At 65.8% G+C, this 23,225-nt stretch carries 22 protein-coding genes and 1 other RNA gene; 8 read left to right on the plus strand and 15 right to left on the minus strand.

Translation table 11 applies throughout. The features are described 5' to 3' along the window. The first annotated feature begins 60 nt into the window (after window positions 1–60). The 4 genes from M8312_RS06245 (at window position 61) to M8312_RS06260 (ending at window position 2,614) form a co-directional block, all read left to right on the plus strand. Window positions 61–858 carry a thioesterase family protein gene (locus M8312_RS06245; RefSeq protein WP_250119509.1) on the plus strand — a complete coding sequence of 266 codons (798 nt, stop codon included), beginning with the start codon at window positions 61–63 and terminating at the stop codon, window positions 856–858. A 52-nt stretch (window positions 859–910) separates the two neighbouring features. Further along, complete coding sequence (locus M8312_RS06250) at window positions 911–1,594, plus strand: N-acetylmuramoyl-L-alanine amidase (protein WP_250119510.1); 684 nt, start codon at window positions 911–913, stop codon at window positions 1,592–1,594. 32 nt (window positions 1,595–1,626) lie between these two features. Continuing rightward, an RNA gene (rnpB, locus tag M8312_RS06255) (RNase P RNA component class A) lies at window positions 1,627–2,005 on the plus strand. A gap of 72 nt (window positions 2,006–2,077) precedes the next feature. Beyond that, the gene (locus tag M8312_RS06260; protein ID WP_250119511.1) at window positions 2,078–2,614 is read left to right on the plus strand and encodes a J domain-containing protein; all 537 of its coding nucleotides are present in this window, start codon (window positions 2,078–2,080) and stop codon (window positions 2,612–2,614) included. On the opposite strand, the gene M8312_RS06265 is transcribed toward M8312_RS06260, so the two are convergent. Genes M8312_RS06265 through M8312_RS06275 form a run of 3 tightly spaced genes read right to left on the minus strand, consistent with a single transcriptional unit; the run spans window position 2,611 to window position 4,804 of the window. Continuing rightward, window positions 2,611–3,033 carry a PaaI family thioesterase gene (locus M8312_RS06265; RefSeq protein WP_250119512.1) on the minus strand — a complete coding sequence of 141 codons (423 nt, stop codon included), beginning with the start codon at window positions 3,031–3,033 and terminating at the stop codon, window positions 2,611–2,613. The genes M8312_RS06260 and M8312_RS06265 overlap by 4 nt on opposite strands. Further along, window positions 3,030–3,479, minus strand: coding sequence for a SufE family protein (locus tag M8312_RS06270; protein ID WP_250119513.1), 450 nt, complete (start codon window positions 3,477–3,479; stop codon window positions 3,030–3,032). The genes M8312_RS06265 and M8312_RS06270 overlap by 4 nt, the downstream gene beginning before the upstream one ends. Then, window positions 3,476–4,804 carry a L,D-transpeptidase family protein gene (locus M8312_RS06275; RefSeq protein ID WP_250119514.1) on the minus strand — a complete coding sequence of 443 codons (1,329 nt, stop codon included), beginning with the start codon at window positions 4,802–4,804 and terminating at the stop codon, window positions 3,476–3,478. The genes M8312_RS06270 and M8312_RS06275 overlap by 4 nt, the downstream gene beginning before the upstream one ends. A 181-nt stretch (window positions 4,805–4,985) precedes the next feature. On the opposite strand from M8312_RS06275, the gene M8312_RS06280 reads away from it, so the two are divergent. Both M8312_RS06280 and metC read left to right on the plus strand, forming a co-directional pair. Continuing rightward, window positions 4,986–6,638: a putative bifunctional diguanylate cyclase/phosphodiesterase gene (locus M8312_RS06280; protein ID WP_250119515.1), complete on the plus strand. Its 1,653-nt coding sequence runs from the start codon at window positions 4,986–4,988 to the stop codon at window positions 6,636–6,638. A gap of 34 nt (window positions 6,639–6,672) precedes the next feature. Then, window positions 6,673–7,842 carry a cystathionine beta-lyase gene (metC, locus tag M8312_RS06285; RefSeq protein ID WP_250119516.1) on the plus strand — a complete coding sequence of 390 codons (1,170 nt, stop codon included), beginning with the start codon at window positions 6,673–6,675 and terminating at the stop codon, window positions 7,840–7,842. Here metC and M8312_RS06290 read toward each other — a convergent pair. From M8312_RS06290 to M8312_RS06305, 4 genes are read right to left on the minus strand one after another with little or no spacing between them, the layout of a single operon-like run. Beyond that, window positions 7,839–8,825, minus strand: coding sequence for an aldo/keto reductase (locus M8312_RS06290; protein WP_250119517.1), 987 nt, complete (start codon window positions 8,823–8,825; stop codon window positions 7,839–7,841). The genes metC and M8312_RS06290 overlap by 4 nt on opposite strands. Before the next feature lie 27 nt (window positions 8,826–8,852). Beyond that, window positions 8,853–10,403 carry a DHA2 family efflux MFS transporter permease subunit gene (locus M8312_RS06295; protein WP_250119518.1) on the minus strand — a complete coding sequence of 517 codons (1,551 nt, stop codon included), beginning with the start codon at window positions 10,401–10,403 and terminating at the stop codon, window positions 8,853–8,855. Between the two features lie 9 nt (window positions 10,404–10,412). Next, window positions 10,413–11,471 carry an HlyD family secretion protein gene (locus M8312_RS06300; RefSeq protein WP_250119519.1) on the minus strand — a complete coding sequence of 353 codons (1,059 nt, stop codon included), beginning with the start codon at window positions 11,469–11,471 and terminating at the stop codon, window positions 10,413–10,415. Further along, a complete protein-coding gene (locus M8312_RS06305; RefSeq protein WP_250119520.1) occupies window positions 11,468–11,905 on the minus strand; it encodes a MarR family winged helix-turn-helix transcriptional regulator in 438 nt (145 codons plus the stop codon). Before M8312_RS06305 ends, M8312_RS06300 begins: the two co-directional genes overlap by 4 nt. 114 nt (window positions 11,906–12,019) lie before the next feature. Between M8312_RS06305 and M8312_RS06310 the strand changes: the two genes are divergently transcribed. Beyond that, window positions 12,020–13,477, plus strand: coding sequence for an AMP nucleosidase (locus tag M8312_RS06310; RefSeq protein ID WP_250119521.1), 1,458 nt, complete (start codon window positions 12,020–12,022; stop codon window positions 13,475–13,477). A 2-nt stretch (window positions 13,478–13,479) separates the two neighbouring features. Here the strand turns inward: M8312_RS06310 and M8312_RS06315 are convergent, their stop codons facing one another. Together M8312_RS06315 and M8312_RS06320 are read right to left on the minus strand one after the other, a co-directional pair. Next, window positions 13,480–15,177: a bifunctional metallophosphatase/5'-nucleotidase gene (locus M8312_RS06315; protein ID WP_250119522.1), complete on the minus strand. Its 1,698-nt coding sequence runs from the start codon at window positions 15,175–15,177 to the stop codon at window positions 13,480–13,482. Continuing rightward, on the minus strand, window positions 15,128–15,865 hold the full coding sequence (locus M8312_RS06320) for a queuosine precursor transporter (protein ID WP_250119523.1): 738 nt from the start codon (window positions 15,863–15,865) through the stop codon (window positions 15,128–15,130). The genes M8312_RS06315 and M8312_RS06320 overlap by 50 nt, the downstream gene beginning before the upstream one ends. A gap of 27 nt (window positions 15,866–15,892) precedes the next feature. Here M8312_RS06320 and M8312_RS06325 point away from each other — a divergent pair, with 27 nt between their 5' ends. Next, complete coding sequence (locus M8312_RS06325; RefSeq protein ID WP_250119524.1) at window positions 15,893–16,336, plus strand: cytidine deaminase; 444 nt, start codon at window positions 15,893–15,895, stop codon at window positions 16,334–16,336. Window positions 16,337–16,389: 53 nt separating this feature from the next. On the opposite strand, the gene M8312_RS06330 is transcribed toward M8312_RS06325, so the two are convergent. From M8312_RS06330 to dapA, 6 genes are read right to left on the minus strand one after another with little or no spacing between them, the layout of a single operon-like run. Further along, a complete protein-coding gene (locus M8312_RS06330) occupies window positions 16,390–16,743 on the minus strand; it encodes a response regulator (RefSeq protein WP_250119525.1) in 354 nt (117 codons plus the stop codon). Window positions 16,744–16,781: 38 nt separating this feature from the next. Further along, complete coding sequence (locus M8312_RS06335) at window positions 16,782–19,160, minus strand: hybrid sensor histidine kinase/response regulator (RefSeq protein WP_250119526.1); 2,379 nt, start codon at window positions 19,158–19,160, stop codon at window positions 16,782–16,784. A 4-nt stretch (window positions 19,161–19,164) separates the two neighbouring features. Then, window positions 19,165–21,243 (minus strand): M13 family metallopeptidase, encoded by a 2,079-nt coding sequence (locus M8312_RS06340; protein ID WP_250119527.1) that lies wholly within the window; start codon window positions 21,241–21,243, stop codon window positions 19,165–19,167. A 39-nt stretch (window positions 21,244–21,282) separates the two neighbouring features. Then, entirely contained in the window at window positions 21,283–21,834 is a 552-nt protein-coding gene (locus M8312_RS06345) for a DUF2062 domain-containing protein (RefSeq protein WP_250119528.1), read from the minus strand. Then, window positions 21,827–22,309, minus strand: coding sequence for an SsrA-binding protein SmpB (smpB, locus tag M8312_RS06350; RefSeq protein ID WP_250119529.1), 483 nt, complete (start codon window positions 22,307–22,309; stop codon window positions 21,827–21,829). Before smpB ends, M8312_RS06345 begins: the two co-directional genes overlap by 8 nt. A gap of 42 nt (window positions 22,310–22,351) precedes the next feature. Beyond that, entirely contained in the window at window positions 22,352–23,224 is an 873-nt protein-coding gene (gene dapA, locus M8312_RS06355) for a 4-hydroxy-tetrahydrodipicolinate synthase (protein ID WP_250119530.1), read from the minus strand. Window position 23,225 lies beyond the last annotated feature (1 nt).

Here is a 23,225-nt window from a genome sequence, read left to right on the forward strand (position 1 = left end):
GAGTGACTCAAAGGCCACGCCCCATCTGGCGTTTCGGGCTTGCTTGGCTAGTGCAACAGGATGACCTCGATCGACCATCCCGTGCTCGGCGACGTGCTGGAGCAGTTCACCCAGGCCGGAAGCGTGTGGAAGGGCGAAGCGCCGCTCAGTTGGGCGCAGGGGCGCACGCTCTACGGTGGCATGACCGCCGCGTTGGCCTGGGCGATGGCCACTCGCTCGCACGCCGACCTGCCGCCGCTGCGCTCGGCGCAAGTTGCGTTCGTCGGGCCGGCGTCAGGCCAACTCACTATCACCCCGCGCCTAATCCGCCGGGGGCGCTCCGCCGCTTTCGTCGCCGTCAGCGTGGCAGGCGACGCAGGCCCAGCGGCCGAATGTCTTTTCTCCTGTGGCGCGCCGCGCGACAGCATCATCCGCCACACCGCAGCGTCGGCGCCGGACGTCTTAGCTCCGGACGCCTGCCCCCCGTTGTTCGGCGGTGCGCCCGGTCCGGATTTCGCGCGAAACTTCGATATGCGCCTGGCGGCGGGCAATCCGCCGCGCGGCCAGGGGGAGCCGATGTTCACCTGCTGGACCCGCTTCACCCGCTCGCAAGCGGTCGACGCCCTCACAGGCCTCATTGCGCTTGCCGACGCTCTTCCGCCTGCCGCCATGGTCAGCTTTCCGCAGCCGGCCGTCATCTCCTCCATGACATGGAGTATCGAGGTCGATGCATTGCCGCAGGACGCTGACTCCTGGTTCCTTCAGCGCTCGGTCGCGGAGGATACCGCCGACGGCTACTCCCGCCAGTCCATGACATTGTGGGACGCGGCGGGGCGGCGCCTGTTCGACGCTCGCCAGACCGTGGCCATTTTCGTCTGATCAGAATGGCTTGACCGAAGCGCCGCGCCATGTCCCATTGCGGAGCGTGCCCATGATCGACCTGCCCTCGCCCAATCATGACGAGCGGGCCCTGCCTGTGTCGATGATCGTGCTTCACTATACCGGCATGCCTGACTGCCAGGGCGCGCTGGACCGGCTTACCTCGCCGGAGGCGAAGGTGTCCTCGCACTACTGCATCGATGAAGACGGCAGCGTTTATCGGCTCGTCGATGAGGAACGCCGCGCCTGGCATGCCGGCAAGAGCTACTGGCGCGGAGTGCGCGATATCAACTCGGCCTCCATCGGGATCGAGATCGTCAATCCTGGCCACGAATTCGGCTATCGCCCCTTCGCCGACGAACAGATCGCCGCGCTCATCCCGCTCGTCGCGGAATTGAAGGACCGGTACGGCATCGGCCGCGGCAATGTGGTCGGCCATTCGGACATTGCCCCCGTCCGCAAGGACGATCCGGGCGAGCTGTTCCCCTGGGAAGCGCTTGCGAAACGCCGGCTCGCCTTGCCCAGCCCGACCCGCAACCTGATCGACCCTTACTGGTCTGACGCCGCGTTTCACCTCGCTCTGGAGCGATTCGGTTATGACGTGACCGATCCGTGGAAGGCGACCGTCGCCTTTCAGCGCCGCTTCCGCCCTGATCGCATTGACGGAATCGTCGACGGGGAATGCCGCGCTAAGCTCCTTGCCCTCTTGCTCCCCCGCCCGATGGGGGAGATGTGACGAACGCTCGGGACTAGGCTAGAGCGTCCGCGCCAGAGGGCCGGGCGACCGCGTCGGGATTTGTCCCGCCGAGGAAAGTCCGGGCTCCACGGAACGACGGTGCCGGGTAACGCCCGGCGGCCTTTCGTCTTCGGACGCGGGGTCAGGGACAGTGCCACAGAAAGCAGACCGCCGTGCTTCGGCACGGCAAGGGCGAAAGGGTGCGGCAAGAGCGCACCGCGGGACCGGCAACGGAACCGGCACGGCAAACCCCACCGGGTGCAAGACCGAATAGGGGTGGCGCATGGGCCTGTTCCGGCCCGCCGCCCGGGTTGGTCGCTTGAGCCCCTCCGCAAGGACGGGCCTAGAGGAATGGTCGCCCATCTGCTTATCGGCAGAGGACAGAACCCGGCTTACAGGCCCTCTGGCAAACATCTCCGTTCATCGACCCGCGGCATGGTCTGCGGCTCGCAATGATCGGAGAACACACTTAGTTAGGGCCCAATGGCACGTTCGACGCGATCCGATGACTGGGGCTTTCCGCGCTGGCGCTCCTATGGCGCCAAAGGGCGCGAGGCGGCGCGCGTACGGCTATGCGATCGCGAAGGCTGCGACCTGCCTGGTGACCGCCCCGCCCCCAAGGCTCCGAACAATCCGGAACGCTGGTATTTCTGCGAAGGCCACGCCGCCGAATATAACAAGAACTGGGACTATTTCGCCAATCTGGGTGCGGGCGAGGCGGCGGACAGGGAGCGCGCGGAACGGGCGCAGGCGAATGGCTTCCGCTCGAGTGCGCACTGGAGCTGGGGTGGCCCGGGCGATGGCACCCGCTCGCGCGATGAGATGCGCGCGCTGGAAACGCTCGACCTCGAGAGCGACGCCAGCTTCGATGAGATCAAGGCCGCGCACCGCCGTCTTGCCAAGGAAAACCATCCTGACCTTCGCCAGGGTGACGATGCTGCCGCCGCCACCTTCCAGAAGGTCCAGGCAGCTTATGAAGTGCTGCGCAAGGCCGAAGAGCGGCGCACCGCCTCGGCTTAGTCCATCAGCATGAAAGTGGCGGCGACATGCGCCACCGGACGCTCCGGATCGCCGCCATGCGCCTGCCCGCGAACGAAGGCGATCTTGCGCGTCACCTTGTAGCAGACACAGCGCGCGATCACTTCCTCGCCACGAAGTGCGGGACGGAGATAATCGATGCGCAAATCCATCGTCGCCGCCGGCCGGAACCGCCCAAGCTTGCACCAGATGGACGTGCCCGCGCAGGTGTCGAGCAGGCTGACAATCGCGCCGGTTGCCATGAACCCCTCGTCCGGCACGGCCACCAGTTCCTCGCGCCAGGGGAGCGCGAGCTCGACCCAATCGTCGCCATGCGCCCGATAACCCAGGCCCAGCGCGCGGCCATGGCCGACCGTTCGAGCGAGCTTGAAGAAGCGCTCGGGATCGAAGCCGTCGCTCATGCCAGCCGCTCGGCCGTTTGGCGCACCAGCGCGATCATGTTGGGAATACCCTGGGTCCGATTGGACGACAGCTGTCGGCCCAGCTCGAAAGGCGCCAGTTCGGCGGCGATGTCGGTCGTGGCAATCTCCCCGGGCTCCCGGTCCTGCACGGCCGCCAATACCAGCGCGACGATGCCCTTGGTGATCGCGGCATTGCTGTCGGCCAGGAAGTGCAGCCGCCCATCCTCGCGCCGGGTCGGATAGACCCACACCGAAGCCGAACAGCCGCGCACCTTGGTGCTTTCGGTTTTCAGGGCCTCCGGCATCGGCTCCAGTGACCGGCCAAGGTCGATCAGTAGCCGATAGCGCTCCTCGGCGTCGAGCAGCTCATAGTCTTCGTAGATGGTGGTCAGGCTTGGAAGGTCGGTCACGTAAGGAGCGATAGCGGCCCCGACCGCTGCCGTCATCTGCCGCCGCCGCTGGTCAATGGCCCCAGCGGATCGAACCGCGCCAGCAATTTCTGATCCCGGCTGTACGTGTCGCGCGCGAAGGCGAGCTTGCCGTCAGGCGTGATCCCGGCGGTCAGGTAGGTGATGTAGACGGGGATGGGCTGCTTGAGCTCCACCCGCTGCTCCGCGTCCGCTGACGTCGCGCGCGGCATCTCGCCAAAGACCCAGCGCGCCAGCGCCCGGGCATCCTCCAACCGGACGCAGCCATTCGACAGATGCCGATCATCCTGCCCGAACAGGGCCTTGGCCGGCGTGTCGTGCAGGTAGATGCCATAATGGTTGGGCAGCATGAACTTGATGTTGCCCATGAAATTGCCCTGGCCGGGCAGCTGCCGGACTCGCAGGTCGGTCGTCCCCGCCGCCACTGCCTTCCAGTCCACCGTTGCGGGATCGGCGACCTTGGCATCATCCTCCCAGCTGTCGAGCACCTCGTACCGCTTCGCCTTGAGGTAGGCCGGGCCTTGCGCCAGCACTGCCGGAGCGATCGACTTGCGGACGAGGTCGGGCGGGATGTTCCAATAAGGGTTCACGTTGGCGTAGCGCATCAGCGCGGCCATCATCGGCGTCGGCGAGGCCGGAGTGCCGACCACCACCTTCATCGTGCCGGCCACCTTGCCGTCGTCCATCATCCACAGCCGCGCCGCAGCCGCGTCGACCAGAATGTACTTCTTGGCATTGGCCGTTCCGGGCGCGGGCAGGCGACGCGCCCGCTCCATGTTGAGCAGCAGCAACTGCTCGTAATAGTCGGGGCCGCGATTCAGCAGGCGGACGGTTTCCGCGTTCGCCTTTCCGTCAGCCGGTAATCCGTGCGCCGCCTGGAAGTCCTTGAGCTTCTGCTCAAGCGCCCCATCGAAGCCGGTCGGAAGCAGCGGGTCCGGCACGGGCAGGCCGAGCCGCCGGCGCAACGCGTCGACCCGTTCGCCCGTCGCGCCCTTCGCCAGGACCGGCCCGCTTTCCCCGATCAGGACCCGCGGAAGGCCGCCCCACTCCAGCTTGTAGCGAACGTAAGCGCGGCGCAGCTCCGTGTAGAGTGGGTTCACCGCCTGGACGAGGTCCACCGGAGCTCCGCTCCACTGCTCGTCGGGCACGGCTTCGCGAAGACCGTCCGCCGCCTGCTCCGGCTCCTGAGGCATCGCGTCCTCGTCAACGACGGCCATGTCGAGACCCTGCTCACCGCCCTTGGGCAGCGAATAGGGATCGTCCTGATCGCCCTGCCCGGTCGCCCCAGCCGGTGCGGCGGCCAGCAGCAGCCCGGCAAAAATGAAGCTCAGTCCCTGTCTCATTGCGAGCCCCCTTGGCACGGGCGGCCTGAACCGCAAGCGAACGGCCGGGCATCAACCATCAGGGTGGCAACAGACAATTAACGCCTCCGCCCGCATAGCGCTCGCCATGGCATCTGCCGCAACGCGCCGGCCTCCACCCGAGGCTCAGTTCCCTGCGTCTTCTTCGACGGCCCAGGATCGTGTGCTGCTGGACGCCCTGCCAATCGCCGCCGCTGTCATCAGCCGCGGTTGCACCGGCACGCTGACGCTTGATGCCCATAACAATCGGTTCGAAGACGCGGTTGCGCAATCCACCGTTCCGGGCTTCGACAAGGTCACCGAGACTTGTCTTCGTGACGGCCTGCTTCACGATCACCTCCAGGGCTGGTTCGACGGCCGCAATTCGGACGAACTCGACTTCCGCGACGGCTGGGGCCTGGAAGCCCGTCACTACCGCCTTCGTCTCGCCCTTCTGCCGAATGCCGCGCTGGATCGGTCCCGCGCGTTGTTGTCGGTCGTCGACCGCACGACCGAGGTCCGCACCGAACGGTCACTGCGCGAGGAGATGCTGCGCGACAGCCTGACCGGCCTCCCCAACCGCGTGGCCTTCAGTGAGATGATCGAGGCGGCCACGCTGGACAAGGGCGATGGCCGCGGGGGCCACGCCGTGCTGGTGGTCGATCTGGCCCGGTTCAGCCGAATCAACGAAAGCATGGGCAGCCTCGCCGGTGACGAACTGCTGATCACTTTCGCCCGGAGGCTTATCTCCGCCCTTCGCGCCGGTGACCGGCTGGCCCGTACGGGCGGCAACGAGTTCGGGATCATCGTCGCGCTTCGCCGCGGGGTCGCGGATGCGAACCGGGCCGCCGACCGGATCCTCGAGACGATCTCGACCCCGTTCCGGTTGTCCGAGCTTGAGATAAGAGTCGAGTGCGCGATCGGCGTGGCCGTTGCCACTGCCGGCGCCGACGCCGAGGAATTGTTCCGCAACGCCCAATTCGCATGCAAGCAGGCCAAGGGCAGCGGCCGTCCCGAGATTTACGAGCCGGGGGAAGCAAGCGCCGCCCGCCGCCGCTTCTCGATCGAGACGGAGCTTCGCCGCGCGCTCGACCGCGACCAGCTCGATCTTGCCTACCAGCCGTTGATCGACCTCAACACCGGCGAGGTCGCTGGTTTCGAGGCGCTGGCCCGTTGGAACCACCCCGACCGGGGCGAGATCAGCCCCAACGAGTTCATTCCGGTTGCCGAGGAAAGCGGCCTGATCCTTTCCCTCGGTCGCTGGGCGATGCACCGCGCGGCCGCCAGTCTCGCTCAGTGGGATGCGACGGCGGGCGAGAAATTGCCGGTCAAGGTTGCGGTCAACCTGTCCGCCATCCAGGTCGCCCGTGACGACGTTGCCAAGGTCGTCGACGACGCCCTGCGCAGCGCCAAGATCGGCGGCGAGCGCATCAGCCTGGAACTGACAGAAAGCTGCATCGTCCAGGACCCTGGCCGAGCCACCCGCGTGTTCGACGCGCTGAAGAGCCTCGACACCACTCTGGCGATGGACGACTTCGGAACCGGCTATTCCAGCCTGGCCTACCTCCAGCGACTGCCGATCGACGTGCTCAAGATCGACCGCAGCTTCGTTTCCGCGCTGATGGTCGACCCGGACAGCGTCGCCATTGTCAGAGCGGTGCTCAGCCTGGCCGAAGCGCTGAACATGAAGACCACGGCCGAAGGTATCGAGACCCGCGAATTGGCAGCCACCCTCGGAGCGCTCGGCTGCGACCTCGGCCAGGGCTTCTATTACGCCCGTCCGCTTGAAGCCGACGTCGCCCTCGACTTCTGGCGCAGCCGCCGCCGCCGCCGTTGAGGGACGGTCGGTACCGGTCTAAGCCCTCCCGGCAATGACCGAACCGACCCAGCAGACCGCCACCCGCCTCGTCCACGGCGGTCGTCGCCGCGAATGGCGGGGCAAACTGGTCAACGTTCCCCCCGAGCGCACGTCGACGATCCTGTTCGACAATTTGGCGGACATGCGCTCCTCCTATGCGCCCGCGGACGGCCGCTACCGCTACGGCCGTGACGGCACGGCCAGCCAGTGGGCGCTGAGCGAGGCCCTGACCGAGCTGGAGCCTGGCGCCGCCGGCACCCGCCTGTTCCCGTCCGGCGCCGCGGCCGTCGCCATGGCGCTGACCAGCGTCCTGCAGCCCGGCGACGACCTGCTGATGGTGGACAGCGTCTACGGTCCAAGCCGTCATTTCTGCGACGGTGAGCTGAAGCGCCTTGGCGTCACCACCCGTTATTACCCGCCCGGCCTCTCGTCCGATGAGCTTCGCGCCTTGGTCACTTCGCAAACCCGCGCCCTGTTTCTCGAGAGCCCTGGTTCCCTGACCTTCGAAGTGCAGGATGTGCCGGGTCTCGCTTCCGCGGCGCATGAGCTTGGGCTCGTCACGCTGCTCGACAACAGCTGGGCAACCAGCCTGTTCTTCCCCGCCATCGCCAACGGCATCGACCTCTCCATCACCGCCTGCACCAAGTACATCGGCGGCCATTCGGACGTCATGTTGGGGGCCGTCACTGCCTCGACCGACCGCTTCGACGCGCTCGACAAGGTTGTTCGCCAGTGGGGCGTGGCGGTCAGCCCCGATGACGCCTGGCTCGCCTTGCGGGGGCTTCGCACCCTCGACGTGCGCTTGCGCCGGCATGAAGCCAACGGGCTTGCCGTCGCGGGCTGGCTGGCTGAGCATCCGCGGGTCGCCCGCGTCCTCCATCCGGCGCTGCAAACCTGCCCCGGCCATGAGTTCTTCACCCGCGATTTCAGCGGTGCCAGCGGGCTGTTCAGTATCGTGCTGAACGCCACTGCGACCGAACGCGACACGGTCATCGACGCGCTTCAGTTGTTCGGGCTTGGATACAGCTGGGGCGGTTTCGAAAGCCTGGTGTGCCCCGTTCAGCTGAAGGGCATAAGGACTGTCGCCGACCCGCTCGAAGGTTCGGCCATCCGCCTGCACATCGGACTGGAAGACCCGGCCGACCTCATCGCCGACCTCGACCGGGCACTTGCTCGAATCTAGCCGTTGATGCTTGCCATTCCGGGGGCGTGGTAGCGGTCGCCGGCAGCGGCGCCGGGCGGCAATATCTCGTCAAGCCGCCGCAGCTCTTCCTCGCTCAACTGGAGCTCGGTCGCGGCGATGTTCTGCTCCAGATACCGACGGCGCTTGGTGCCGGGGATCGGCACGATGTCATTGCCCCGGGACAGCACCCAGGCCAGTGCGAGCTGCGCGGCCGTACAGCCCTTGCCATCCGCCAGCCGCTCCAGCTCATGCACCAGCGCAATGTTCTTGCTGAAGTTCTCGCCCTGGAAGCGCGGGTGATTGCGGCGGGTGTCGCCTTCGGGAAAGTCTTCCGGCTTTGTGATCTGCCCAGTCAGGAATCCGCGGCCAAGCGGTGAATAAGCGACATAGCCGATGCCAAGCTCCCGCACCGTCGGCAGCACGGCGTCTTCCGCATCGCGGCTCCACAGCGAATATTCTGTCTGCAGTGCGGTGATCCGGTGGACGGCATGCGCCCTGCGGATCGTCTCCGGCGCGGCCTCACTGAGGCCGAGAAAACGAACCTTCCCCTCCTCCTTCAGGCGGACCATTTCTCCAACAGTTTCTTCGATCGGCACGTTGCGGTCGACGCGGTGCTGGTAATAAAGATCGATGGTCGCGACCCCGAGCCGCCTGAGGCTCGCCTCGCACGCGGACCGCACATAGGCGGGGTCGCCACGCACGCCGAGGAACTCGCCGTTTTCGCCGCGCACATTGCCGAACTTGGTGGCCAGGAAGACCTTGTCGCGTCGGTCGGAGATCGCACGCCCGACCAGCTCCTCATTCTTGAACGGCCCGTACATGTCGGCGGTGTCGAGGAAGTCGATGCCCCGCTCGATCGCGAGGTGAATGGTGGCGATGCTCTCGCTGTCGTCTCCGCTACCGTAGAACTCGCTCATCCCCATGCAGCCAAGGCCAATGGCGGAGATTTCGGGACCGTTTGGGCCAAGACGACGACGCTGCATTTCACTCACTCCTGAAAATTCGATCGATCAATCCATGTGCACGGGCTGGCCGTCGGCAGCGCCTGGCTTCGCTTTCTTCATCAGCAGGACGAGCGGCAGGGCCGCGAACGTCACCAGCATCATCAGCTTGAAGTCGTCGAGGTATGCGATGAACAAGGCCTGGCGGGTCACCTCGGCATTGATCACGGCCAGCGCGATATCACCCTGGCCGCCGATCTGCTCCAGCAATCCCCCGCCGAGTGTGGGAATGACGCTCTCGGTGACGTGGCTCGCAAGGTCGCTATGGGAAATCTGCGTGTTGCGCACCAGCTCCGAGCTCACCACCGCGATTCCGACCGATCCACCGATGTTGCGGGCAAGGTTGAGCAGGCTCGCGGCGTTGGTGCGCAGGCGCGGAGCCAATGTCGCAAACGCCAGCGTCTGCAGCGGCACGAAGATCAAACCAAGGCCAAGTCCCTGCACCAACCCGCTCAGGATGACGGGCTTTGCGGGTTGATCGAGCGCGAAGCCGGTCATCATCCAGAGGCTGATGCCCATCAGCGCAATGCCAGTGGCAATGACGAAACGCATATCCACCTTGCCGATCAGCTTGCCCGCCAGCAGCATGGAGATGAGCGTGCCGACGCCGCGTGGGGCGGTCAGGAAGCCCGACTGCAGCACGGAGTAGCCATAGAGCCGCTGCAACAATGGGGGCAGCAGCGCGAGACCGGCCAGCAGCAGCACGCCCGTTACCGCCATGAACAGCAGGCCGGTGGCGAAGTTGCGATCGGCGAACATGCCTTTCTCGAAGATCGGCTCGCGCCCGGTGATGGTATGCACCACGAACATCCAGAAGAAACCAATCGCGAGCCCAGCCTCGATCGTCACTTCCCAGCTCTGGAACCAGTCATTGGTCTCGCCACGGTCAAGGAACAGCTGCAACGAGCCAATGGCGATCGCGATCATGAAGAAGCCTGCCAGGTCGATCCGCCGCTTGAAGGGCTTGGTTACCGGCATCGTCCGCCACAGCATCAACGCGGCAAGAATGCCGACCGGCAAGTTGACCAGGAATACCCAGCGCCAGTCGAAGCTGTCGGTCAGCCAGCCGCCCAGTACCGGCCCAAGGATCGGTCCGATCATGATTCCGCCGCCGAACAGCGCCATTGCCTGGCCGTGCCGCTCCGGCGGGTTGATGTCGAACATGGTCGCCTGCGCCAGTGGCACCAGGAAGGCGCCGCTGACACCCTGCAGCAAGCGAAACAGCACCATTTCCGGCAGGCTCGTCGCAATGGCGCACAGCAGCGATGAAATGGTGAATCCGATCACCGCAATCAGCATCAGGCGCTTGCGGCCGATATATTCACTCAGCCACCCCGCAATGGGGATCGCGATTGCGCTTGCCACGATATAGCTGGTCAGCACCCAGTTGATGCTGTCCTGGGTCGCGCCAAGGCTCGCCTGCATGTGCGGCAGGGCCACGTTGGCGATGGTGGTGTCCAGCACCTGCATCAGCACCGCCAGCATCACCGCAATGGTGACCAGCATGCGCTCACCCGATGGCAGCACGGTTGATGTTGGCGGGGCCGTCGTATCGGCCATGGCTTGACCCTAGCTTCCGAGCTCGACGGTGATGGTGGCCGACAGGCCTGCGATCATCGGCTTGTCGGGAACCTGGTCGAACTTGATCCGCACGGGCACGCGCTGTGTCACCTTGACCCAGTTGCCATTGGCATTCTGCGCCGGAAGGATGGCGAATTCGCTGCCGGTTCCGGCACCGATGCTCGACACATGGCCAGCCCACTTGCGGCCCGGATAGGCGTCGACCTCAATCGTCGCGCGCTGGCCAGGAACCATCCGAGCAAGGTCCTTTTCCTTGAAGTTCGCCTCGAGCCAGGCCTGCTCGCTGCCGACCAGGCTCAACATTCCGATCCCAGGCACCGCCTGCTGACCCGGCAGCAGCCGGTCGGCGTTGGCGACGGTGCCACTCGCCGGTGCGCGGACGTCGGTCCGGCTGAGGTCGAGCTGCGCCTTGGCGATGGCGGCGCGCGCGGCGGCCTCACTCGGCTGCTCTCCGCCGGGGGCGACGGCCGCGTGGGCGTTGGCGGCGCGAGCACGGGCATCGGCCAGAGCGGTCTCGGCATTACGGACGGCGGCCAGCTTCTCATCATAGCTGACCCGCGTGGTGAAGCCCCGCTTCAGCAGTTCGGCCTGACGTGCAAGGGCGCGCTGAGCGATGGAAAGCTGGTTCTGCGCGCCAGTGATATCGGCACTGGTGCCGGCCGCCTGCGTCACCACCTGGCGTTCGGCAAGCTGAGCGGCGGCCAACTGGGCCTGCGCCTGGGCCAGCGCGACGCGGTAGGGCGCCGGGTCGATGCGGAACAACAGCTGTCCCGCTTTCACCTTGTCGCCTTCCTTGACGAAGACTTCCGAGATCGGGCCAGTGACCTGGGCCCCGACCGAGGTGATGTCCTGCTTCACCGCGGCATTGTCGGTGGACACCGACTTACCGCTGGTCAGCCACCAATAACCACCCACCCCGAGAAGAAGCGCGGGGACGATGAGCATCAGTACCAGGCGCAGCCAATTGCGCTTGGGCTTGACGGTCTCCTGCAGTTCTTCGCCGGTGATCTCTTGGCCGCTCAGGGGCTCGCTGTTCATCTTGTTCATGCGGTTGCCCTTCCTTTGGGCGATGTCGTGACGTTGGCGCGCACCCGCGCCAGAGCGGCACGAACGGCGTCGATGGTGGATTGGTCGAGACCGGCGAAGGCGTCAGCCGCCAGGTCGGCAGCGAGAGAATGCAGCCGCTCAACCAATGGTTCCGCTTTCGTGGTCAGGAAAAGGCGCCATGCCCGGCGGTCGGCCGGGTCGCGTTGCCGCTCGACCAGGCCGCCCTCTTCGAGGCGATCGACCATTCGGCACAGCGTGATCGGCTCGATTTCCATGCGCTCCGCCAGTTCGACCTGTCGCTGACCGGGCACCCGATCCAGATGTGCAAGCACCCGCCACTGCGCCCGCGTCACCCCGACCTCGGTTGCCTTCCGGTCGAATGCACGGCGCAGCGCGTGCGACGTTTCTCCAATTTCCCAAGCAAGCATTTGCATGAGTTCGCATATAGTAAGTGTGCTTATTAATTCAACAGCTGTTCGCAGGCTTGTGTTCGGCCTGACTGCTCGGGCTTGCCAGCTGACGCCGACTGGCCCAGAGACCCATCGTCAATGACCCAGATTGACGACATTCCCGACATCCTCGACCAGCTTGCCCGGATCTACGACGAGTCCGCAGGCAACTTGCGCCGCGCCATCGCCGCTTATGTGAAGGACGGGGTTCGCCCCCATTCGGAGGCGCGGGCGTCCGGCCACTTCGCCTACCCGGAGCTGCGGATCGCTTATGATGCGGCCACTCCTCCGGTGCTGCCCAACCGCGCCTTCGCTCGTCTCAACCAGCCGGGCCTCTACGTCGCTTCCATCGCGCGGCCGGCACTATTCCGCGACTACCTGACCGGCCAGCTGGAGCATTTGCTGCGCGATTACGCCGTCGACATCTCGGTCGGCCGCTCCGCGAGCGAAATCCCTTATCCCTATGTCCTTGACCTCGGCGACGACCTGCAACTCGGCGGCATCCAGTCGGCTGAGCTCGGCCGTTGGTTCCCGACGACCGAGCTCGTCCACATCGGCGACGAGATTGCCGACGGGACCTGGGACCTGTCCGCTCACGCCGGGCGCCCGCTCGCCCTGTTCGACGCGCCACGCACGGACTTCAGCCTGGCCCGCCTGCGCCACTACACGGGCACGCCGCCAGCGCATTTTCAGCGCTACGTGCTGTTCACCAACTACGTCCGTTATGTCGACGAGTTCGTCCGCTACGCCGCCGACACTCTCCGCCAGAACGACACGCCCTATCAGGGCTTGTCGGTGCCTGGCGGCCGTTATGAGCGGGGCATGCTGGAGAATGCGGAGGCGGAGATCGCGTCAGGCAGCTGGCGCCGCTTCCAGATGCCGGCCTATCACCTGATCGGCCCGAACGGCGACGATGGCATCACTCTGGTCAACATCGGCGTCGGACCCAGCAACGCCAAGACCATCTGCGATCATATCGCCGTGCTCCGGCCAGAGGCATGGCTGATGATAGGTCACTGCGGCGGCCTCCGCCCGAGCCAGACCATCGGCGACTATGTTCTCGCCCACGCTTATCTGCGCGACGACCATGTACTCGACGACGTGCTGCCCGTGGAGATCCCGATCCCGGCTATCGCCGAAGTGCAGACGGCCATGCACAACGCCGCGCTCAGGGTGACCGGCGAGGACGAGGACAGCCTGAAGAAGCGCCTCCGCACCGGCACGGTGATCACCACGGACGACCGTAACTGGGAGCTTCGCTACACTCAGTCGGCGCTACGCTTCAACCAGAGCCGGGCAGTAGCCATCGACATGGAGTCTGCCACGGTCGCTGCCCAGGGCTACCGCTTCCGCGTCCCCTACGGCACGCTCCTGTGCGTGTCGGACAAGCCGCTGCACGGCGAGCTCAAGCTGCCCGGCCAGGCCAATGCCTTCTACGAGCGCGCGATCAGCCAGCACCTGCGGATCGGCATCCACAGCCTGGAACTGCTGCGCGAGGAAGGCGACGCCCTCCACAGCCGCAAGCTTCGCAGCTTCGACGAACCGCCGTTCCGCTAGAGCTATTTGGCGGCGGCGGTCCGCCGATCGGTCGGGACGGCCGGATCGGTCCCTAGCCACGCTTCGAGCGCATCGAGGTCGAGGCCGGCATCGAATGCGTCGGTCCCCTCGTTGAACACCGAGAAGGCATCGCCGCCGCTTGCCAGGAAGTTGTTGACCGTGACGCGATAACGCGCGGCAGGATCGATCGGTCGACCGTTCAGCTTGATGCTGGTGATCCGGTCACCGGCGGGACGCGTCAGGTCGTAGCCGAAGGCGAATCCGGCGGACGGCACCAGCAGCGACTTGAGCCGCCCGACCCCACGCTCATCACCGAACTGCTGTTCCAGCAGGCGCTTCAGCTGCGCGCCGGTCAGCGTCTTCACCACGAGGTTATTGCCGAACGGCTGCAGGGCGAAGATGTCGCCGAAGGTGACCGTTCCATCCGCAGCGGGCTTTAGGTCCGTTCGAACACCGGTCGCATTGATGAAACTCAGCTGCGCTGCTCCACGGTCCGCTGCCCTGGTCGCGCCCAACTGGGCATCCGCGATCAGCCGCGCGGCCGTGCTCTCGCCATCATGCTCATCCTTCAGGGCCGGGCCGTTCAGTTTGCCTACCGGCCGCATGGCCGCGGGCTTGGCGGCAGTCGCATAGCGCTGAACCAGTGCGGCCACCTGCGGGTCGGCGGCGTTCCCTTTCACCGGCAGGTTCTCCGCGCGTGCCGCGAGCAGCCGCCTGGCGCCCGGATCGTAGCTGACCCTGATATCCGTGATGAAATAGCCGTTCTTGCCGGCGCTGGTCAGCAAGCGGTCTACCCCACCCTGGTTCACATGACAGGCATAGGCGTTGTGCGTGTGCCCCGACACCACGACCGCCACCGCCGGATCGAGCTTGTCGAGGATCGGCAGCAAGTCGCCGGACAGTCCGTCGCAATCCCCAAGCCGGTAGGTTTCGCTGACCCGGCCACCCTGGTGGATCAGCAACACGATCAGATCCGCGCCCGCTGCCTTCAGCTGCGGGACCAGCGCATTGGCGCTCGCCGCCTCATCGGCGAAACGCAGTCCGGCGACGCCCGCCGGGGTCACCAGAGTCTGCGTGTCGCGCAGCGTCATGCCGATGAAGCCGATCCGCATCGGCCCGACCTGCTTGACGGCGGTGGCCGGGAACAGCGTCTTTCCGTCGCCCGTGAAAACGTTGGCGGAAAGGTAGGTGAAGCCAGCGCCCGTGAACGGCTCCAGCCGGCACGGCACCCTTGTCGTATATTTCGCACAGCCGCCCCGCTGCATCCGAAGCAACTCGTTGGCGCCCTTGTCGAACTCGTGATTCCCGACCGAGGCGAGTTCGAGCCCTGCCATGCTAAGGGCACGTATCGACGGCTCATCCAGGAAGTAAGCGGATGTGAGCGGGGACGCGCCGATCAGGTCGCCCGCCGCCACCGTCACGCTCGGGTGACCGGCTCGCAACTGCTGCAGCGAAGCCGCCAGCGGCGCCGCGCCGCCTAAGGCTTCGCTCGCCTTGGCTCCGCCCACTTGGGCGTAAGCCACCGTTCCCGGCGGGGTCTCCAGATTGCCGTGGAAGTCGTTGATACCGAGGATCTGAACCTCGACCGGTACTGCCGAGACCGCTGCCAGCCGCGGCGCGGCGGAGCAGGCGGCAAGCAGTGCTGCGGCGCTACACGCCAGCAGCGAACGGCGTGAAATCAGTATGTTCGTCGTAGACATCCAGACCCTCGGCACGCTTCAACCCACCGACCACCAGATAGGTGACTGGCGTCAGCAATGCCTCCCAAGACACTTTAAGCGCCCACTGCGTCAACAGCAGCTTGATGACGAGATCATGACTGAACCCCGCCGCGCCCCAGAATGCCAGCGGGTAGAAGATCAGGCTGTCGACGCCCTGCCCGGCCACCGTGCTGCCGATCGTCCGGGTCCACAGATACTTTCCAGCGGTCCAGATCTTCATCCGCGCCAGCACGAAGCTGTTGACGAACTCTCCGCCCCAGAACGCCGCGATGGAGGCAAAAACGATCCTTGGGACCTGGCCGAACACCTGATCATAGGCCGCCTGACCGCCCCACTCTGGGCTGGGCGGAAGCTTGACCACGACCCAGCTCATGAAGGCCATGAACAGCAGCGCAGCCGTGCCCACCCAGATGCAGCGTCGCGCCCGGGCGTAGCCGTAGACCTCCGTCAGCACGTCGCCGATCACATAGGACAAGGGGAAGAAGAGGATGCCGGCGCCGAACGGCCAGGGACCAATGCCGGGCAGATCGACCAGTGCGACCTTGCCGGCCCCAAGCACATTGCTGAGCAACAAAATGGCGACGAACGCCGCCATCACGATGTCGTACCAGCGCAAGGGCCGCCCGTGCAGCGCCTCGGCCCCGACCTTCTTTACCCCCTCGGTCATCGCTCCTGCTTAGGCTAGAGGCGTCCCATGACCAACGATGAACTGATTGCCGCCGCTCGCGAAGCTGCCCTCAAGGCCTATGCGCCCTACTCCCGCTTTCACGTGGGTTGCGCGATCCTGTCGCGGGACGGCCAGCTCGTCACCGGCGCGAACATGGAGAACGCCTGCTATAGGCTTGGCATCTGTGCCGAGCAGAGCGCGCTGACCACCGCTCAGCACCTTTTCGGGCTCGAGAACATCGTGAAGATGGCGGTCGCGGGCGGAGGAGCGGCGGAGGGATCGCTCACCGGCGACGGCGTGGCGACGCCGTGTGGCGGCTGCCGCCAGGCGATCCTTGAGGCTGCGCAGCTGGGAAGCACGGACATCGAGATCGTCTGCGCCAGCGGAGACGGCTCGGCTCACGAAATCCACCGCATCGCCGACCTCATCCCGCACGGTTTTGGCCCGGCGAATCTGACTGACGCAGGCTAGGCTGACAGCACGCTGTCGTCACCGCCAACCGGAGGCGACGCCAACAGCGGCGCTTAGCCGACCGCCTGCTCCAGTACCGGTGTAATGCGGTCGATGGTGTAGGGCTTTTCAAGCATCGGCGCCCGCGCGAAGGCTGCGGGCGGCGGCTCGACATGACCGCCGGTGGCGATGATGAAGGGAACGCCCATCTCCTGAAGCTTCTTGGCCACCGGCCACACGGCCTCGCCCTTCAGGTTGACGTCCAGAATGGCGCAATCGAATCCGCCGGCCTCTGCCTGCAGGAGCGCGTCGCCGACACTGTCACAGCTGGCGTGGATGGAATGACCGAGCGTCTCGAGAAAATCCTCGAGCATCATCGCGATCAGCGGTTCGTCTTCAACGACGAGAATGGCACGCCCGTTATTCACGAAACGGGGCATAGGCAGCCCGGGGCCCGGGCGCAAATCTATTTTTGCGCCAACGCCTTACGCGCGGCCTCCGCAAGTTCCTGAACCGAAAAGGGCTTGGGAAGAAAGGCCACATTGTCGATATCGATCGATTTTCGCAGCTGTTCCTCGGCGTATCCCGACATGAACAGCACCGGTATCTCGGGCCGCAACTTGCGTGCTTCGCGGACCATGGTCGGACCGTCCATCAGCGGCATCACGACGTCGCTGATCATCAGGTCGATCGCGTCGCCCCGACTGACGATCTCGAGTGCCTCCTCGCCGTTGCTGGCGGTCACCACCGTATAGCCCTGGCGGGTAAGCGCGCGCTCGGCCACCGTGCGGACCATGGCTTCGTCCTCGACCAGCAGGACGTTGCCGGACCCCCACAGCTCCTCCTGTACCGGCTTTGCAGCCTTGCGCGCTGGCTCCTTGCCAGGCTCCTCGCGATAGACCGGCAGGTAGATGACGAAGCTGGTCCCCTCGCCCACCTTGCTGTCCGCAAAGATGTAGCCGCCGGACTGCTTCACGATGCCATAAACCGTCGACAGGCCCAGGCCCGTACCCTTGCCCACTTCCTTGGTGGTGAAGAAAGGCTCGAAGATCTTGCCCAGGACGCTCGCCGGGATGCCGCAGCCGGTGTCGGAAATGCTCAGCGCGGCATAGTCGGCCACCGGCAGGATTTCGCTGCCCAGTTCCGCCACCTGGTCGGCGCGCACCGAATAAGTCTGGATGGTGAGCTGCCCACCGCCGCTGGCCGCCATCGCGTCACGCGCATTCACCGCCAGGTTGACGATCACCTGCTCCAGCTGCCCGGGATCAGCTCGAACGGAGCCGAGGTCGCGGCCATGTTTCACCTGCAAGGTCACGGTCTCGCCCAGCAATCGCTTGAGCAGGTGCGAGACCTCGCTGACCACGTCCGGCAGCTGCAGCACTTGCGGTCGCAGGGTCTGCTGGCGCGAGAAGGCCAGCAGCTGCCGCGTCAGGCCGGCCGCCCGGTTCGAGTTCGACTTGATCTGCTGGATGTCGTCGTAATCGCTGTCGCCGGGTGTGTGCCGCATCAGCATCAGGTCGCAGTGACCAATGATGGCGGTCAGGATGTTGTTGAAATCGTGCGCTACGCCGCCGGCAAGCTGGCCGACCGCCTGCATCTTGGTCGCCTGGGCGATCTGCCGCTTGAGCTTGGCTTCCTCACTATTATCCTTGAGCAGCAGCAGCACCGCCGCGTCGCCAAGCCCGCGCAGCCCCGCGATGGTCAGCGCGACCGGTTCGGCGGGCTGGTGGACGAGCCTGACCGCCAGATCGGTCGACATTGCCGGCCCGCGCGTGTTGCGCCTCACGGCGTCCGCAACCGCGCCCTTGTCCTCTTTGACGACCAGGTCGCCGGGATAGGCGGGCGTGCCGTCCTCGCCGATGCCGCCAGCGGTGCGGAAGGCCTTGTTGGTGGTAATGAACCGCCCGTCACGATCCACCAGCGCCAGGCCAACCGGCAGAATATCGAGCAGCGCCTGCAGATTGGCGCTGTTGCTCAACGAGGCCGCCTCGGCGGTGTCGAACATCAGGGTCAGCCCGGCCCGCCCCATCCTCTCCGGATCGACCGGAATGTGCAGCAGGCGGAGCGGGCGGGCCGTTTCACCCTCCGCAAGCAGCTGCACCCGCTCATTCTCGCCCCCGCTCAGCAGATCGCCGATGGGGATTCCAGCAACATCCTCCGCCAAGCCGGCGCGTTCGCGCAGCAGCCGGTTGACCGCAATAAGCTCACCGCGCGGATCGGTCACTGCCGCGAGCACCCCGGTCTTGGCCAGGATCTCGCCCTCGGCACCATCCATGCGCGCCTTGAGAATGTGGACGGGATCGCGGCGAGCGCGGGGGAAGCGCCAGAGCAGCAGGTCTCCCCGCACTCCGACCCGCTCCACCTCGACTGTCACCGGTCCCGACGCGGTCTCCACCGCGGCCACGCTGCTTCGCCCGTCCCGCCAGGCGACCGTCCGCGCCTGAGCAAGCGCCTGAAGTGCTTCCGCCCCCGCGCCGACGTCAGCTGGCGACGGAGCGTCGGAGAAGCGCTGACGATAGGAAAGGTTGACCGTGACCGGCTTGCCCTCGCCGTCCGTGATCACCGCCGGATCGGGCGACAGGGACAGGGCCGACCCGACGAGAGCGAAGTCGGTGGCCGCCACGGGTGCGGGAACCGCCGCCCCTGTGCGCCCTGCTGCAAACAACGCAATTGCGACGCCAATGAGCGTTCCGAGCGCCAGCAGCCCGGCAACCAGCGGCGAACCCGTGACAAACGCAATCGCCGCCCCGCTCAACAGCGCGGCGGCGATCAGCGCGGGCACCAGCCAAGGCTCGCCACGTCCGAGCGGTTCAGCGTCGAGCGTAGCAAGCCTGGAGTGCAGCATCAGCCTACCATACGCGGACGCGCTGCTCGGGCGCCAGATAAAGCTTCTGCCCCGGCTGAACCGAGTACGCATTGTACCACGGGTCGAGATTACGGACGACCGAGACGCGCTGCTCGTTGGGCGAGTGCGGATCGGTGATCAGCCGCTGACGCATGGCCGCCTCACGATACTTGCCGCGCCACACCTGCGCCCAGCCAAGATAGAAGCGCTGGTCGCCGGTCATGCCGTCGATCACTGGCGCTTCCTGACCGCCAAGCGAATGCTTGTAGGCATCGTAGGCGACCGTCAGGCCGGCCAGATCGCCGATATTCTCGCCGAGCGTGAGCGCGCCCTGCACGTGAGCGCCGGGGAAGATCTCATAGGCATCGTACTGCGCCACGAGCTTCTGCGTCGCCGCCTTGAAGGCCGCGAGGTCCTGCGGAGTCCACCAGTCGCGCAGCTGCCCGGTCTCGTCATACTTGGAGCCCTGGTCGTCGAAGTGGTGGCTGATCTCATGCCCGATCACCGCGCCGATACCGCCATAATTCACCGCCGGATCGGCGTTCGGATCGAAGAAAGGCGGCTGCAGGATCGCGGCCGGGAACACCACCTCGGCCATGCCGAAATTGGCGTACGCGTTGATGGTCATGGGGGTCATGCCCCATTCCCACTTGCGCACCGGGCCGCCCAGCTTGCCAAGCTCGTAAGCCGTGTCGAACTCGTTGGACCGCATGGCGTTGCCGAGAAGGTCGTCAGGCCGCACCTCCAGCCCGCTATAGTCGCGCCACTGGCTCGGATAGCCGATCTTGGCGTTGAAGTTCGCCAGCTTCAGCCGCGCGCGGCGCTTGGTTTCCGGCGCCATCCACGCCAGCCCGTCGATCCGCCGCCCCATCGCGTCGATGACATTCTTGACCAGCTGGTCCGCCGCCGCCTTCGTTTCGGGCGGGAAATACTTCGCAACGTAGAGTTTGCTGACTTCGTCGGCGACCGCACCCGTGGTGAAGTTCACCGCGCGACGCCACCGCGGCTCCTGCTGCGGAACGCCGGACAGGGTCGTGCCGAAGAAGGCGAACCGCTCCTGGTCGAACTTCTTGGGCAGGTAGCTCGCATAGCTGTCGAGCGCCCGGATCAGCAGCTGATCCTTGAGGACATTCAGCGGCGCAGCGCCGACGACCTTCGCAATTCCGGTCATCGCGCTCGGCTGGCTGACGATAACTTCGCCGACGTTGACGCCCTCCGAGCGCAGCATCTTGGCAAAGTCGAAGCCCGGCGCCCGGCGGTTCAGCGCCGCCACCGTCATCTTGTTATAGGTCAGGGTCGCGTCGCGGCTCTGGACCTGGGTCCAGTGCGCCTTCGCGATGGCCGTCTCGAGCGCCATGATCGCCTTGGCGCGCGCGGCCGCATTAGGCTCGCCCGCCAGATTGAGCATGTTGGTCAGGTGCTGGACATAAGCGGTGCGGATGGCCGCCAGCTTGGGATCGTCCTTCAGATAATAGTCTCGGTCGGGCATCCCGAGCCCGCCCTGATAGACGGTCAGCGCATATTGCGTGTTCACTTTGTCATCGACGCCGACAAAGCCGATCACCGGCCCGAACACTCCGACCCTGCTGGTCCGGCCCAGCAGCGCCGGATAGTCGGCCTTGCTCTTGAGCGCCTTCACCTCGTCCATGAACGGCTTGAGCGGGGCCAGGCCCTTCGCCTCGATCCCGGCCTCGTCCATGAAGCTGGCGTAGGCCGCACCGATTTTGCTGCTCGGGTCCTTGGCGGCCTCCTCGATGATCCCGCGAGTGCGGGTCTTGGACAGGTCATCGAGGACGTTGAACGAGCCATAACCAGCCTTGTCGGCGGGGATGGACGTGTTCTTCTGCCAGGTGCCGCTGGCGTAGTTGTAGAAGCTGTCGCCCGGCTTCACGGTCTGGTCCATGCCGGCCGTGTCGAACCCGTAATCGCCATAGGTTGGCTTGGGCCGTGCGGCCTCCGCCACATCAGGGGTCGCGGTCGCGGCGGCCTCGGCCGCGGCGGCGGCTTCGACCTGCGGCGACGGCGGCGCGAAGCATCCGGTCAGCGCAGTGGTGGCACCAAGGAGAATCAGCCAACGCTTCATGTGTTTTTTCCCACCTTTTCAGAGATCAACGATGAACGATCAGGTCCGCGCGCGCCTGCGCCACTTGGCCCCGATGCGCCATCGCCAAACGACAATCGACATGGCCCAGCCGACTAACGCCACGGCGGCGGCAATCACAAACAGACCGCTGATCATTGCCGGCGCCGCATCGGACAGCAGCCAGCGCGACCATTCGCCGATACCCGCGCCACGCTGGAGAAGCGCCTCGAACGTCGCAAGGTCGGCATGGAAGCCCATCCTGTTGCCGACGAGGATTGCCATCGCGACGAAGAAAGGCGTTGTCGCCGGATTGGACAGGAAGGTCATCGCCGCGGCCACCGGGATATTACCCCGCAGGGGCACGCACATCAGCGCCGCGCCGACGATCTGCAGTCCCGGCACCATCAGGAAGATGCCGACGAACAGCCCAGCGAATACTCCCCGCGGCACGGAGCGCCGGCTGAAACGCCAGAATTGCGAATGGCGGATGCGTGATCCGAACGGCTTCAGCCAACGGCTCTCCAGCACCTGCTCGCGCGACGGGGTCGCCTTGGCCGCCAGTCGCTGGATGAAGCCAACGCGCTCAGCCATGCGCGCGCAGCAACCGCCCCTGCTCGCGCTTCCAGTCGCGCTCCTTGATCGTCTCGCGCTTGTCGTGGGTCTTCTTGCCACGCGCCAGCGCCAGTTCGAGCTTCGCGCGCCCGGCCGAGTTGAAGTAGATCGACAGCGGCACCAGCGTCAGGCCTTGGCGGGTCACCGCCCCGTTCAGCTTGTCGATCTCGCGCTTGCGCAGCAGCAACCGCCGCTTCCGCCGCGGCTCGTGGTTCATGTAGCTGCCGTTCTTATATTCGGGAATGTGCGAGTTGATCAGGACGATCTCCTCGCCCTCGACCGTTGCATAGCTCTCCGCGATCGACCCCTCGCCCGCCCGAAGCGCTTTCACCTCGGTGCCCTTAAGCTCGATCCCGGCTTCGAACCTGTCCTCGACGAAATAATCGTACCGCGCCCGCCGGTTCTCGGCGACGACGGTCTGCTTGTCGAAGGTGGGAGGAAGCGGACGGCCCATGCTGGCGACGCAGGTAGAGTGGCCCGGCGCCTTTTACCAGCGTCAGACCAGCGCGGCGTGTGCGAGCGCGGCGTCCACCGCTCGCCGGCTGGCCTCACCCGCCGGGGTCATCGGCGCCCGCAACTCCTGCGGGAAGCCTGGCCGCACCCGCCCAAGCGCATATTTGACCGGTCCGGGCGACGCATCGGTGAACAGCGCACTGTGCAGCGGAAAGAGGCGGTCCTGCAGCGCCAGCGCCGCCTGGTAGTCGCCGCGCAGGGTCGCTTCCTGAAACTCCGCACAGAGCTTTGGTGCGACATTGGCCGTCACGCTGATGCAGCCGCGCCCGCCATGAGCGTTGAACGCCAGGGCCATGTCGTCGTTGCCGGAAAGCTGCACGAAGTCCGCGCCGCATGCCGCGCGCTGGGCAGAGACCCGGGCAATCGCTCCGGTCGCGTCCTTGACGGCCACGACGTTCGGCAGCTCGGCAAGCCGCGCCATGGTCTCCACCGATATGTCCGTCACCGTTCGTGCCGGCACGTTGTAGAGGACGATCGGGATCCCGACCTCTGCCACCCGGCTCAGGTGCAGGTAAATGCCGTCCTGGTTCGGCCGGTTGTAATAAGGCGGCACGTGCAAAGCCGCGGCAGCGCCCAATTCGGCCGCCATCTGAGTCAACCGAACCGCATGCGCCGTATCATTCGCCCCGCAACCAGCAATCACCGGAACCCGTCCGGCCGCCACCTCGAGCGTCAGCTCGACCACGCGGCGATGCTCTTCGAAGCTGAGCGTGGCCGCTTCGCCCGTCGTTCCGCAGGCCACCAGCCCATGGGTCCCTTCCCCGATCTGCCATTCAACGAACTCTCGGAATGCCGCCTCGTCGAGCTTGCCTGCGGTGAACGGTGTCACCAGCGCGGGGATTGAACCGGAAAACATG

The organism is Sphingomonas sp. KRR8 (genome assembly GCF_023559245.1).
In the GTDB taxonomy this organism is placed as follows: domain Bacteria; phylum Pseudomonadota; class Alphaproteobacteria; order Sphingomonadales; family Sphingomonadaceae; genus Sphingomicrobium.

Excerpts from the sequence above, each read along its gene's own strand:
- M8312_RS06245 (WP_250119509.1), top strand. The coding sequence starts at position 61 with ATGACCTCGATCGACCATCCCGTGCTCGGCGACGTGCTGGAGCAGTTC.
- M8312_RS06250 (WP_250119510.1), top strand. The coding sequence starts at position 911 with ATGATCGACCTGCCCTCGCCCAATCATGACGAGCGGGCCCTGCCTGTG.
- M8312_RS06260 (WP_250119511.1), top strand. The coding sequence starts at position 2,078 with ATGGCACGTTCGACGCGATCCGATGACTGGGGCTTTCCGCGCTGGCGC.
- M8312_RS06265 (WP_250119512.1), bottom strand. The coding sequence starts at position 3,033 with ATGAGCGACGGCTTCGATCCCGAGCGCTTCTTCAAGCTCGCTCGAACG.
- M8312_RS06270 (WP_250119513.1), bottom strand. The coding sequence starts at position 3,479 with ATGACGGCAGCGGTCGGGGCCGCTATCGCTCCTTACGTGACCGACCTT.
- M8312_RS06275 (WP_250119514.1), bottom strand. The coding sequence starts at position 4,804 with ATGAGACAGGGACTGAGCTTCATTTTTGCCGGGCTGCTGCTGGCCGCC.
- metC (WP_250119516.1), top strand. The coding sequence starts at position 6,673 with ATGACCGAACCGACCCAGCAGACCGCCACCCGCCTCGTCCACGGCGGT.
- M8312_RS06290 (WP_250119517.1), bottom strand. The coding sequence starts at position 8,825 with ATGCAGCGTCGTCGTCTTGGCCCAAACGGTCCCGAAATCTCCGCCATT.
- M8312_RS06295 (WP_250119518.1), bottom strand. The coding sequence starts at position 10,403 with ATGGCCGATACGACGGCCCCGCCAACATCAACCGTGCTGCCATCGGGT.
- M8312_RS06300 (WP_250119519.1), bottom strand. The coding sequence starts at position 11,471 with ATGAACAAGATGAACAGCGAGCCCCTGAGCGGCCAAGAGATCACCGGC.
- M8312_RS06305 (WP_250119520.1), bottom strand. The coding sequence starts at position 11,905 with ATGCAAATGCTTGCTTGGGAAATTGGAGAAACGTCGCACGCGCTGCGC.
- M8312_RS06310 (WP_250119521.1), top strand. The coding sequence starts at position 12,020 with ATGACCCAGATTGACGACATTCCCGACATCCTCGACCAGCTTGCCCGG.
- M8312_RS06315 (WP_250119522.1), bottom strand. The coding sequence starts at position 15,177 with ATGTCTACGACGAACATACTGATTTCACGCCGTTCGCTGCTGGCGTGT.
- M8312_RS06320 (WP_250119523.1), bottom strand. The coding sequence starts at position 15,865 with ATGACCGAGGGGGTAAAGAAGGTCGGGGCCGAGGCGCTGCACGGGCGG.
- M8312_RS06325 (WP_250119524.1), top strand. The coding sequence starts at position 15,893 with ATGACCAACGATGAACTGATTGCCGCCGCTCGCGAAGCTGCCCTCAAG.
- M8312_RS06335 (WP_250119526.1), bottom strand. The coding sequence starts at position 19,160 with ATGCTGCACTCCAGGCTTGCTACGCTCGACGCTGAACCGCTCGGACGT.
- M8312_RS06340 (WP_250119527.1), bottom strand. The coding sequence starts at position 21,243 with ATGAAGCGTTGGCTGATTCTCCTTGGTGCCACCACTGCGCTGACCGGA.
- M8312_RS06345 (WP_250119528.1), bottom strand. The coding sequence starts at position 21,834 with ATGGCTGAGCGCGTTGGCTTCATCCAGCGACTGGCGGCCAAGGCGACC.
- smpB (WP_250119529.1), bottom strand. The coding sequence starts at position 22,309 with ATGGGCCGTCCGCTTCCTCCCACCTTCGACAAGCAGACCGTCGTCGCC.
- dapA (WP_250119530.1), bottom strand. The coding sequence starts at position 23,224 with ATGTTTTCCGGTTCAATCCCCGCGCTGGTGACACCGTTCACCGCAGGC.